Below are 12,496 nucleotides of genomic sequence, written 5' to 3' on the forward strand. Positions count from 1 at the left end.
AGATTGCTATTTTATATAGATATACTCCTGTAAATTTTATTAAATTTTATTAAACCAAGGATTATATTTACAGTTCCTCCTATGATTTTTAACCAAAGAGAAAAATAAATATCCTGAATACTAAAAAACAAGTCTACAAGTGTATACCTATAAGTAAAATGAAAAAGTAATAAACCGTAGGAGCAGTAAATATAATACTATCAAATCGATCTAAAACCCCACCATGACCTGGTATTAGGTTGCCAAAGTCCTTAACCCCTGTATATCTTTTAATCTGAGAAGCAGTTAAATCTCCCATTTGAGAAATAATGCTTCCAATCATCCCTAGAAAAATAATCATTACGATATATTCTATGAAAAATACATAGGCAAATATACCACATGAAAGCATACTTCCCAAAGTCCCGGCGATGGCTCCTTCAACTGTTTTCTTGGGACTGATTCTAGGGCATAGTTTTCTTTTGCCGAAAAAATATCCTCCAAAGTATGCAAATGTATCGGTGGACCAAGCAATAATAAATATTAGCCAAATAATATTGCTGTTTCTAAGATTGCTTGTTAGAATAATATGTCCTAAAAGGAATACAATATAAGTAACCCCATAAAAAGATAAACCAGCATCAACAATAGTATATTTTTGACTATGCAATAACAATATACTGAATAAGAGAATGGCTATAAAAACAAAAAAAAGTAAATAGTTCATATCTATAGCAAAATAAAAAGCAGTTAGCAAAAGAATTGTTAACCCATAGCCTATATATTTCATAGGCCGATAGCTTTTAATGGTCATGGCATGATAAAATTCATTTAATCCTATCAATGATATCAACATGGTGGCTAAATATAAAAGAAGTCCTCCCTGTAGGACAATAAAAACTAGTACGGGAATCCCTACAAAACCACTGATTATTCTCTTCAACATGAAATCACCCCTTTTAAGCTCCACCATATCGTCTTTGCCTGTTTTTGAAGTCCTCAATGGCTTCTAATAAGTGAGCCCCCGTAAAGTCTGGCCAATATACATCTGAAAACCACAGCTCCGTATAAGCAACCTGCCATAAAAGAAAGTTGCTCAATCTATATTCACCACTTGTCCTAATTAATAAATCTGGATCTGGACAATCCCCTGTGTCTAAATGTATTTTTATTAGATTTTCATCTATATCTTTCATCTCTAACGCTTCACTTAATAACTTTTCAGCTATATTTTTGACACACCTAACCATTTCATCACGGCTTCCGTAGTTTAATGCAATATTAACACATAAGCCCTCATTATTTTTTGTTAGTTCCTTCGCCCTATCGATTTCAGCACTTACTGCCTTTGGAAACTTTGTAAGATCTCCAATTGTATTAATTTTTACATTGTTTTTATGTAATTCACTTACTTCCTTTTTTAAGTACTCTATCAATAATTTCATTAAAGCCGATACCTCGTCTGTAGATCTTTTCCAATTTTCTGTTGAAAAGGCGTATAAAGTTAAGTATTTTACACCTATATTCGATGCTGTTTTGATCACTTCTCTTATGGCGTTTACACCTGCACGATGCCCTAGCGTTCTTGGAAGGTTTCGTTTTTTAGCCCATCTTCCATTTCCATCCATAATAATACCAACATGTTGAGGGACTTTTTCTTGATGATTATAAAATATTTTTGCATCTTTATCTTCAATGATGTCACTTGTTTTGTTCATTTACTCACCTCAAGTATTTTTAAACCCCCAAAAGGGGGCCTAAAAGTAGGATATGATAAGCTCTATTTCAGCGTCTGACAGTTTTCTTGACCGTATAACTCTAGCACGGCCTTCTTGATTCTGGACTTTGAAAATACTTTCTTTCACAAGAACTTCAAAAGATTTAGATTCCAGTAGAAACATAGCTTCTTCAAGCTTATAGCCTAGAACATCTGGTAGTATATTCAATCTTATACCTCCAAAATTTCTTTTTCTTTTGCTTCTGCTAATTCATCAATCTTCTTTATAAATTTATCAGTAATTTTTTGCACCTCATCTTGAGCTGCCTTTAAATCATCCTCTGTAAGTTCTCCATCTTTTTGCATTTTTTTCAAATCATCATTTGCATTTCTGCGTTCATTCCTGATAGCCACTTTGCTGTCTTCAGCTGTCTTTTTAACAATCTTTGTTAGGTCTTTTCTTCTGTCCTCTGTAAGTTGTGGGATATTTAATCTTATCACTTTACCATCGTTAGAAGGGTTAATACCTAAATCCGACTGTTGTATGGCTTTTTCAATGGTAGCCATAACAGATGGATCATAAGGCTGAATCGTAATTAATCTTGGCTCTGGAGCAGCCACAGATGCAATTTGTTTAATAGGGGTAACAGTTCCATAGTAATCAATACTCAATCTGTCCAACATGGATGGGTTTGCTCTGCCAGCTCTTATGGCATTTAAGTCTTCTTTTAAAACTCTGAGGGTTTTGTTCATCTTTTCCTCTAAATTTTTATGTGCTTCTAAGTTCATGTTTTCTCCTCCCTTATAAAAAAATTATTAAATTTCACCATGTATGTAGGTACCTATTTTTTCTCCATGGATTACCTTTATAATGTTTTCTGGTTCATCTAAACTAAACACCTTAATAGGTATTTTGTTATCCATACACAAGGAAGTTGCTGTAGAATCCATCACCTTTAATTCCAACTTTAAAACGTCTAAGTAAGTTAATTCTTCGAATTTTTTAGCATCTGGGTTGATATGTGGATCTTTATCATATACAGCATCTACTTTTTTAGCTAATAAAATAATATCTGCTTCGATCTCTGCTGCCCTTAGGGCTGCTGTAGTGTCTGTAGAAAAGTAAGGATTACCTGTGCCAGCTGCAAAAATCACTGCTCTATTCTTTTCTAGGTGTCTAACAGCTCTTCTTCTGATATAGGGTTCTGCAATTTGACGCATTTCAATGGCTGTTTGTACTCTTGTAACAATATCAATATTCTCTAAAGCATCCTGCAGTGCTAAAGAATTAATGACGGTAGCCATCATACCCATATAGTCAGCGGTTGTTCGATCCATACCTTCGCCGCTTCTTCCTCTCCAAAAGTTTCCTCCTCCAACTACAATCGCAACTTGTACACCTTGTTCTGATATAGCTTTAATTTGCAAAGCTATTTTATTGATGGTTTCTGTATCTAGCCCAAAACCTTTTTCTCCTGCTAATGCTTCTCCGCTAAGTTTTAATAGAACCCTTTTGTATAGAGGTGTCCTCATATAGCAGCCTCCAATCTAATTATTTCTACAATGAATAAAAAAATCCTCTATTTTATCTATAGTTTTCACTAAAAATCTTTATTTAACACAAAAAATACCTGAATCTATGGAAAATATTTATTTTAAAAGAGAACACAAAAGTGTTCTCCCCATCAAACTATTGACCCATTTGTTTTGCTACTTCTTCTGCAAAGTTTTCTTCTTTTTTCTCTAAACCTTCTCCAACTTCAAATCTCACAAATCTTCTAATGCTTAAGTTTTCCCCAATTTTAGAGATTTTTTCTGTTAATAGGCCTCCAACAGTGATGTCTGGGTTCTTTACAAAGGGTTGTTCTAATAAACAAACTTCCTTATAGTACTTCTCAATTCTACCCTCTACCATCTTGTCTACGATTTTTTCAGGCTTGCCTTCGTTTAAGGCTTGTTTTCTTAAGATTTCTTTTTCTTTTTCAATTTCATCCTGAGGTACTTCTTCTTTGCTAACATACAAAGGATTAGATGCTGCAATCTGCATAGCTACATCCTTAACAAACTCTTTAAACTCTTGATTTTTAGCAACAAAATCTGTTTCAGAGTTTACTTCTACTAATACGCCAATTCTGCCACCATGTATGTAAGATTCTACTAAACCTTCTGCCGCTATTCTTCCTGCTTTTTTAGCAACAGCAGCAAGTCCTTTTTCCCTTAAAATTTCTACAGCCTTGTCCATATTTCCTGCTGCATCTGTTAGAGCCTTTTTGCAATCCATCATACCAGCTCCAGTTTTTTCTCTCAATTCTTTTACCATTGCTGCGGTAATATTCATTAATAACGCCTCCCTATAATATTTTTAAAGGTAAGGACGTAAGGGAATATTCCCTAAGCCCTTACCTTCTCATTGTTAGTATTAACTATTCTTCGATTTGGAATCCTTGTCTTCCTTCTAAAACAGCATTTGCTATAGTAGCAGTAAGTAGCTTTACAGCTCTAATTGCATCATCATTACCTGGAATCACATAATCAACATCATCAGGGTCACAATTAGTATCTACAATTGATACTACAGGTATACCTAATGTATGAGCTTCTTTGATAGCGATTCTTTCTTTTCTTGGATCTACAATAAAAAGCGCACTAGGCATTTCTTTCATATCTTTGATACCGCCTAAGAACTTCTCTAGTTTCTCCATTTCAGCTCTAAGTTTGATAACTTCTTTTTTAGGTAACACATTAAATGTACCATCTTGCTCCATAGTTTCCAATTGACGAAGACGATCAATACGATTTTTAATAGTATTGTAATTTGTTAACATACCACCTAACCATCTTTGGTTAACATAGTACATACCACATCTTTTTGCCTCTTCCTCGATAGCTTCTTGTGCTTGTTTTTTTGTTCCTACAAAAAGAATGGTTTTTCCTTCTGAAGCTATTTCTTTTACAATGTCATAACACTCTTCTACTTTTTTTACAGTTTTTTGAAGATCTATGATATAGATTCCATTTCTCTCTGTAAAAATATACTCCGCCATTTTAGGGTTCCATCTTCTAGTTTGATGGCCAAAATGCACACCTGCTTCTAACAATTGTTTCATTGAAATTACTGACATTTTACTACCTCCTTTAGTTTTTCCTCCATCTTAATCATCTCAACCCAGAACCACTTAAGGCACTACTGGATTGATTAAAAGATGTGTGTTTTATCACCTTTTGTATTCTAACATAATGAAAAACATTTATCAACCTAAATTTTTAAAATTTATTATATTATTGTCAACAAATGCATTTTTTATTAATAAAATCATAATTATCTTAATTTGTGCAATTATTTAGTGTAGCAATGAAAATTTAATATATATCTTTATTCAGTTTTCTCTAAAGTAAATTAAAGATTGGCAAAATTCAGTAATTGATTCGACTTTCTTATATTCTAGTATTGATATACCCTTTGAGTAACATTAGCTTCCTCTATCATATTTATTGTGGATTCAGTTGACGTTTCATTAGCTTCATTGGTTTCACCATGTTGATTTTTTTTAGTTTGGCTTTTTTCAGAAATTCTCTCGTTGCTTGTAGCCTTAATAAAAGCTTCGTTGTTTTGGTTTTCTAAACTATGTATAGGTTGGGTAATAAATACCATATTCATTATAGCTGTTATAATCATTCCTATTCCTATTCCTATCACTAAACTTTGAATAGAAAAATATTTCAATAAGTTCACCTCATTTTACTAATTTTATAACCATTTCAACTTCTCGAATACTTTTGTTTAATATTTTAGCAGTTTCCTCAAGATTGTTGTTTTCTTTGTATACGTCAATAATATCTTTGTTTTTTTCAACAAATTTATTATAGTTTAGGCTATGATTGAAACCCTCCTGCTGAGGATCTTCCTGAAAAGGTTCACTATGACTTTTTTCACTCTTTTCCCTACATTCAGACATACTTGCTATATATTTCTTTAATGTGCTTACTTCATTTGTAAGAACATGTATTTCCTCCCTCAATTTCCCTTGGCCTTCCTCCAGTAAAACCTTGAGCTTTTTTAAATCTCTTTCACTTAAAGAAAGTGAGGGAAGAACCTCTTTAGAATAAGTGTTGTTTTTTTGTCTTAATAAGATACATAAAGCTACAATAATAACAATGATACCCGTTATAATAATAATCGTATTATAATTCATGATGCACTCCTTAAATTCAAATAAAAACATCTAATTTCTGGCCCGTCTCTTTAGGACCTATTGTTTTATCACTTTGCTCCGTTGCTTTTTTTAATGATTTTTTAGATGTTTTTCTTTTATCTTCCTTATTTTGTGAATGTTGTTTTTGATCCTTAGCAATTTTTTTTCCTTCTGTATGCTCACTATGTTTTACCTTATTTTTATTTTGTTCTATTTGATGTTTTTCGGTGTTTTGCAAAAAAGCATTTGTATCTTTTATTTTATTAAAGTCATTTTGTTTTTCTTTAGATTCCATCAAGGTATTGTTGAGGGTCAAATGATAATCAATGGGTTTAATAGACACATTCTCACCACCTATTGTTCATGGGGGCCAATAGCAATTTCCCCTTCTTTTACATACAAAGTACACATAGATAATTCATCATAGATATGTCTTGCTGCGTTTAATATACTGACCCTCACACCAGGATAAATTTTCATAGAAGCATGTACTTTTCCTCTCGATAAATCTTGTCCTCTTAGCTCAAAAGCCTTCAATTGATTAGTGATAGACTCATGTTTTTCTTTTAGATGCTCATAGGTTTTTACTGATTTAACTAAAATTTCTTTTTTACTATCTTCCAAGGTTGAACTTTGCTCTATTTTCTTTAAGAGTGCAATTGTTTTTCTTAAGTTTGCTAGGTTTTTTTCGATTTCACTGGCTTCTAACTTCATTGTTTCATAGTTTGATTTTTCGTCTGGGTCTATACCTACTTCAATTTTCGTATTGGTTCCCATATGAGAACCTATTACCTTTGCCCTTATTTCTTCTCCAGCCCTCACTTGTCCTCCGACGATTAATCCTCGTTTTCCAATAACAGTAATATTTTTCTTTGCTATGACATCACTATGAAGTATACAATCTGACTCAATATTTGCTAAACTCTTAATCTTCGTATTTTCAATGTACTTAGCTACTAAATTCTCACACTCTAAATAAGCTTGATTACTACCTTGAATTCCTCTATTCAGAATAATACTTCCCTTTGCTATCAGTGTTGCTGCCTCTACTACACCATTTACCTGTATATCACCATCTGCCTCAACAACAAATCCAGATTTAACATTACCTTTTACTAATACAGTCCCATTAAACTTGACATTTCCTGTAGAGTGTCCTACATCTCCTGGAATTTCATACACTTGGCTTACCTGTAATTTTCCATCTCTTAAGAAAACCTGACCCTCAACTTGAGCGTAAATCTTTAAGCCCCCTTCATCTCCTACAACATTCTTTCCTAAAGCTATTTTAGCTGGTTTGCCTTTTTGTGGAGGTATTTCTTGTTGAAAAACATTTATACCTTGGACCCCATCAGTAGGAGGGATAATTTCTACTAATAACTGTCCCTGTACAACGTTTGCTATTATATCTAATTTCTTAAAATCCACTGTTCCATCTTCTAGGATCTGAGGTTTATGTTGCTTATGGATATCAACATGATATTTTACTCTACCATTTTCCCCTGCTTTAGGCTTTTTACCCTCAGCAATTAGTATTTTTTCATCATAAACACCGTGATCAATCATCGTGTGTAATTTTGTTTCATTAATGCCGTATACCACACCTTTTTCCTTAAGAGCTTCTTTAGCTTCTTCAAAACTAATCTCTTTTCCTCCATCAGCTTTGATTATGGCAACATAGGCTTGAAGTTTATCTTTAGAAATGTCTATAACAACGCTTCCATCTATCAAATGCTCTTTCTGATGGGGAGCGATTTTTACTGGCTCATCTAGGTTTTCTGCCAAACATTGATGAATACTTTCTATATTTAACTCTATAACAGACTTTTTTTCTAAATAAGCTAATATTTCTTTTGTTTTTTCTTGAAGATTTTTTCCTGTGGAACTTGTAACACTCAAGTATACTCCATCAGCGAGATAATCAATACGAAAAAAGTCTTCATCGTCGCATGTTGTTAAAGGTTTTATGGCTTGATGCTGTCCTTTTTCTATCGTTTTCTCAATATCTAACTCGTGTAAAGATTCCTCAACATTTTCTTGCTTTTCAGTAATCTTTAGTCGTATAGATTTCTTTTTTAGAATTAAAGAAGTTTTTTCTTCTAAAATTTCCACTTCTACTTCTTCTAATTTTAACTTTAGTTCTTCTAAACCTTTACTTACTACTTCTTCATAGTTTCTTCCTTCTACAATTATCTCTTTTTTTCCCACAAGCTCCACACCCCTTTAAGATTGCCATTATAATTCAAGTAATCTTCGACTTCAATCTACTTATAGCTTTGGAATGCAATTGCGAAACTCTTGACTCAGATATCCCCAAGACTTCTCCAATTTCTTTATAGGTCACTTCGCTATAATAATATAAAGAAATTACTTGCCTTTCACGTTCTGGTAATCTATCTATATTATATTGCAATAAATCGTAGACTTCTTTGTTACAAACGACATCCTCCGGTGAAATTTCATCAGTTTTTAAATATTCTGTAACATTTCCGTTGTAAAGTTTTTCCTCTAAAGATACTATGTTAAAACTATTGATCTGTTGTAAAATCCCATATAACTCTTCTAAGGACATATTTAACTTTGCTGCTACCTCAGTATCTGTAGCATTTCTCCCTAGCTTGCTTTCCAAACTGCTATAAGCTTCCTCCACCAATTTAGATTTTTGTCTTATTGATCTTGGAACCCAATCTAAGTTTCTTAACTGATCAATAATTGCACCTTTGATCCGTATTTGTGCATAAGTTTGAAACTTCACCTGTTTTGTTATGTCAAATTTTTCTATAGCATCCAATAACCCAAATATACCATAGCTTACCAGGTCATCATATTCTATGTTGGAACCATACGTAGTACATAGTCTACCAGCAATCATCTTTACTAGTTCAATATATTTTTCAATTAAAAGGTTCTTAGCTTCTAAATCATTGTTTGCTTTGTATTTTTGCCATAGGCTATGGTATTCCATCGAAAAACCTCCTGGCTTATATTCTCCTAAATTTCTTTTACTCCATGTCCTATTGTCTTCACTAATAGTTTTCCAGTATCTCCATAGACCTCTATGGTTCTTCCGTGATTTCCTCCCGTATCTTCAGCTAAAAGAGGAATTCTTAATTCTTGCAGCATTTCTTTCGAAGCAATTATATTCCTATATCCGATTTTCATCACATCGCTATTTCCTCCAAAAGAAAACATTTGAGCACCACCAGCTATTTTAGCAACAATCCTACTCTTACTGCTTCCTTCTTTTATCATTTCTTCTACTAGGATATTAATTGCAGTATCAGCAAATTTTGCTTTGTTACTGTTATTCTTTATCTGGTTACTATTGGGCAGCATAATATGGGCTAAACCAATGGTTTGGACTTTTAAATCATATAATGCAATTCCTACACATGAGCCCAAGCCTAGCGTAGTTAACACCTCTGGAAACTTTGTAATTTTTAAGTCTGCCATCCCAACTTTAATTGTTTTTTGCATTTATTCATACACTCCTAGACTTTTTAATAAAGTACCAAAGGATTCTGCATTAGGTATTAAGAAAAAATTTGCTTTTACTAAGTCATTACCATCCCTTAATTTTGTCTCAATTAGCAAGACTTTATCTGTTACAAATCCAAACTGTATTGCTGGAACACTTAAAATGGCACCTGCCATATCTACGCAGAGGGAGGGTATAGAAAGTGTTAGGTTTAGGCCAGTAAGGGTAGAAAGAGACGCGATATACGAACCTGATAATATGTTACCTACCTCTTGAAGTGCTGAATAATCCATTTCGTCTAGTTCTCTTGAATAGTCTTCTCTTCCCATCAATATGCCAGTCAGTATTTTAGAAGAAACGATGTCTAGTAAAAACATAATGTTCCCATCCAAATCTCCATGTAGATTAAAATAAATCCCTGCTACAACACTCTCTTCTCCTCCTAAAGTTGTAGCTACATCGTTGAAATCTAAAAGCTTAACATTTGGAACCTCCATATCAATTTTTTTGTCTAACATATTGGCTAATGCAGTAGCAGCATTTCCTGCACCAATATTGCCGATTTCTCTTAAAACATCTAGATGCAGATTGTTTAAATTTTCTAAATTCACCATCTTCATTCCACCCCCTTTTAGGCCTCCTGTACCTCTTGACTTAGTATCTTAAGCATGTCTAAGATAATAATGATTCTCCCTTCAACTTTTCCTATACCTTTAATATAATCATCTTCAAAAGCATTGACAATATTGTTGGTATTCTCAATATCTTCTTTTTCTATTGTTATCACTTCTGAAGAACTGTCCACCAATATACCTACAATCATCTCATCCAACGATAAAATAATAATCCTTGATTCTTCTGTTACAGATTTTTCCTCCATTTTAAATCTTTTTCTTAGATCAACTACAGGAATAACTTCTCCTCTTAAATTAATCACTCCTTTTACATAATAAGGAGCATTAGGCAAACGTGTAATTTCTAAAACCTTTTCAATTGTTTCAACAAGATTAATAGCAATTCCATAGTATTCTTCATCCAGTTGAAAAACAACATACTGATTAATTGTATCTATATGATTATCCAATCGATTTCACCTCTCTAAAAAAATGAATTTGTGTCTATAATCAAAGCTACAGAACCGTTACCTAATATCGTTGCTCCTGCAATCGCCTTTGTATTTGATAAGAACTTTCCTAGGGATTTGATCACAATTTCCTGTTGACCAATCAGTTCATCTACAACAATTCCCGTAACCTTATCACCTTTTTTTACAATGACAGTTGTATATTCTTCTTTTTCATCTTTTGTATTAGGAACACTTAGTAATCTAGAAAGCCTCAAAATTGGAAGGGTTGAATTTCGAAATAAAACTACTTCATTCCCTTGAACTTTTCTAATACTGTTGGCGGCAATCGTAGTAATCTCTTTGATGTTATTTAATGGTATAGCATACTTTTCTTCACCGGTAATTACTAATAAAGCCTGAATAATGGCCAATGTCAAAGGAAGTCTAATGATAAATTTACTACCTTTTCCTTTGAAAGAATCAATTTCTACTGTACCGCCTAAAGCTTCAATTTTTGTTTTAACAACATCTAAGCCTACCCCTCTTCCTGATAAATCGGAAACTTTTTCCGCTGTGCTAAAACCAGGGGCAAATAGCAATTGGATGATTTCATTTTCGTCCATTAATTGACTCTGTTGTAGTGAAACAATATTTTTTTCGATAGCCTTAGCCTTCACTTTTTCAGTATCTATTCCTTTACCATCATCCTCTACTTCAATAACAACGCTATTCCCATCAGGATATGCTATAAGCTTTACCGTTCCTTTTCTATCTTTATTATGGCTTAGTCTAGTTTCGATATCTTCAATGCCATGGTCAATTGAGTTTCTAATAAGATGAATTAGAGGATCTCCTATTTCATCTATAACAGTTCTATCTACTTCTGTATCTGCTCCAGTCATGATTAAAGATATCTCTTTATTCAGTTCCTTTGATAGATCTCTAACCATCCTAGGAAAGCGATTAAACACTCTTTCAATGGGCACCATCCTTACCTTCATAACTGCATCATGTAGGCTGGTGGTAATCCTTTCTAAGTGCTCTGTAGCCTCATTCATACCATGTTTTTTTTGTGAATCATCAATATCTTCCAATCTGGTTTTTATAATAATTAGCTCACTAACTAAATTCATTAAATTATCCAGACGATCAATATCAACCCTGACAGTTTTTCCTGTTTTAGATTTTTTGTTGGTGACATCTTCTGATTTATCAGCAGATACATTGGTTACCACTGATTGCTGCTGCTCAAAAGCATCTATCGGTTTGCTTTCCTCTTCTAATGATACAACACTATAATTCTTACTTTTTAAATCTACTAGCTCTATCGACTCTACTTCTGATATGCTGCTGAGTTCATTATAAATATACTCATTATCATACTTTGAAATAATAACTAATTCAAAATCAAGATCAAACTTTTCATCTTCAATATCCTCTATACTAGGAGTAGATTGAATAATTTCTGCTAGTTTTTCAAGAGTATTAATGATAATATAGGCTCTTGCAGATTTCAGCATGCATTTTTTATCCAGAGATAGCCTAATTAAGTATACATTAAAGTCTTCATTGATTGCCCTGTCTATTGTATTACTTACATATTTATCTATAGTAATATCTTTTTCTAGTGATAAAGATGCTGCAACTAAGTTCTCTGCCAAATTTTCAGCATTTTCAACTTCATGATTCATTAACTGTTGTAGCTTTTTTATTAATGTATGAGAGGTAGATTCTCCTTCACTACTATTACGTTCTATTTGATTAATATACTTTTCTAGTTCATCAAAACATTCAAATAGTATATCAATTACCTTGCTATTCACATCAATTTTTCTATTTCTTATATTATCTAAAACATTTTCCATTTCATGAGTTAGGCTTGAAATATTATTAAAGCCCATCGTACCAGACATACCTTTTAAAGTATGAGCTATCCTAAAAATTTCATTTAATAGATTAAGATCTTGTGGAGCGTTTTCCAACTTCATCAAAATCTCGTTCATACTTTGCAAGTGTTCCTTTGACTCCTCCATAAAAATGTCTAAATATTGACTCATATCCAT

Annotated in this window: 16 protein-coding genes; all 16 read right to left on the reverse strand. The window is 32.9% G+C overall.

Going from position 1 to position 12,496, the window contains the following annotated elements; all coding sequences use genetic code 11:
- Positions 1-133: 133 nt before the first annotated feature.
- The gene (locus CACET_RS09745; RefSeq protein WP_044825912.1) at positions 134-925 is read right to left on the reverse strand and encodes a phosphatidate cytidylyltransferase; all 792 of its coding nucleotides are present in this window, start codon (positions 923-925) and stop codon (positions 134-136) included.
- A gap of 13 nt (positions 926-938) precedes the next feature.
- Complete coding sequence (locus tag CACET_RS09750; protein ID WP_044825913.1) at positions 939-1,697, reverse strand: isoprenyl transferase; 759 nt, start codon at positions 1,695-1,697, stop codon at positions 939-941.
- Positions 1,698-1,736: 39 nt separating this feature from the next.
- Positions 1,737-1,925, reverse strand: coding sequence for a hypothetical protein (locus tag CACET_RS09755; protein ID WP_044825914.1), 189 nt, complete (start codon positions 1,923-1,925; stop codon positions 1,737-1,739).
- Positions 1,926-1,927: 2 nt separating this feature from the next.
- Complete coding sequence (gene frr, locus CACET_RS09760) at positions 1,928-2,485, reverse strand: ribosome recycling factor (RefSeq protein ID WP_044825915.1); 558 nt, start codon at positions 2,483-2,485, stop codon at positions 1,928-1,930.
- 27 nt (positions 2,486-2,512) lie between these two features.
- Positions 2,513-3,229: a UMP kinase gene (gene pyrH, locus CACET_RS09765; RefSeq protein WP_044825916.1), complete on the reverse strand. Its 717-nt coding sequence runs from the start codon at positions 3,227-3,229 to the stop codon at positions 2,513-2,515.
- A 157-nt stretch (positions 3,230-3,386) separates the two neighbouring features.
- A complete protein-coding gene (gene tsf / locus CACET_RS09770) occupies positions 3,387-4,034 on the reverse strand; it encodes a translation elongation factor Ts (RefSeq protein WP_044825917.1) in 648 nt (215 codons plus the stop codon).
- A gap of 85 nt (positions 4,035-4,119) precedes the next feature.
- Positions 4,120-4,818, reverse strand: coding sequence for a 30S ribosomal protein S2 (gene rpsB / locus CACET_RS09775; RefSeq protein ID WP_044825918.1), 699 nt, complete (start codon positions 4,816-4,818; stop codon positions 4,120-4,122).
- Between the two features lie 320 nt (positions 4,819-5,138).
- Positions 5,139-5,420, reverse strand: a complete 282-nt coding sequence (locus CACET_RS09780; protein WP_044825919.1) for a DUF2756 domain-containing protein — start codon at positions 5,418-5,420, stop codon at positions 5,139-5,141.
- Positions 5,421-5,430: 10 nt separating this feature from the next.
- Positions 5,431-5,889 (reverse strand): hypothetical protein, encoded by a 459-nt coding sequence (locus CACET_RS09785; RefSeq protein WP_044825920.1) that lies wholly within the window; start codon positions 5,887-5,889, stop codon positions 5,431-5,433.
- 16 nt (positions 5,890-5,905) lie between these two features.
- The gene (locus CACET_RS09790) at positions 5,906-6,184 is read right to left on the reverse strand and encodes a hypothetical protein (RefSeq protein WP_144414753.1); all 279 of its coding nucleotides are present in this window, start codon (positions 6,182-6,184) and stop codon (positions 5,906-5,908) included.
- A gap of 59 nt (positions 6,185-6,243) precedes the next feature.
- Positions 6,244-8,097, reverse strand: coding sequence for a DUF342 domain-containing protein (locus CACET_RS09795; protein WP_052661526.1), 1,854 nt, complete (start codon positions 8,095-8,097; stop codon positions 6,244-6,246).
- A 34-nt stretch (positions 8,098-8,131) separates the two neighbouring features.
- Positions 8,132-8,854 carry a FliA/WhiG family RNA polymerase sigma factor gene (locus CACET_RS09800; protein WP_044825922.1) on the reverse strand — a complete coding sequence of 241 codons (723 nt, stop codon included), beginning with the start codon at positions 8,852-8,854 and terminating at the stop codon, positions 8,132-8,134.
- A 26-nt stretch (positions 8,855-8,880) separates the two neighbouring features.
- The gene (locus CACET_RS09805; protein WP_044825923.1) at positions 8,881-9,366 is read right to left on the reverse strand and encodes a chemotaxis protein CheD; all 486 of its coding nucleotides are present in this window, start codon (positions 9,364-9,366) and stop codon (positions 8,881-8,883) included.
- Positions 9,367-9,987 (reverse strand): chemotaxis protein CheC, encoded by a 621-nt coding sequence (locus CACET_RS09810; protein ID WP_044825924.1) that lies wholly within the window; start codon positions 9,985-9,987, stop codon positions 9,367-9,369.
- A gap of 11 nt (positions 9,988-9,998) precedes the next feature.
- Positions 9,999-10,451: a chemotaxis protein CheW gene (locus tag CACET_RS09815; RefSeq protein WP_242846955.1), complete on the reverse strand. Its 453-nt coding sequence runs from the start codon at positions 10,449-10,451 to the stop codon at positions 9,999-10,001.
- A 14-nt stretch (positions 10,452-10,465) separates the two neighbouring features.
- The gene (locus CACET_RS09820) at positions 10,466-12,496 is read right to left on the reverse strand and encodes a chemotaxis protein CheA (RefSeq protein ID WP_044825925.1); all 2,031 of its coding nucleotides are present in this window, start codon (positions 12,494-12,496) and stop codon (positions 10,466-10,468) included.

The organism is Clostridium aceticum (assembly GCF_001042715.1).
In the GTDB taxonomy this organism is placed as follows: domain Bacteria; phylum Bacillota; class Clostridia; order Peptostreptococcales; family Natronincolaceae; genus Andreesenella; species Andreesenella acetica.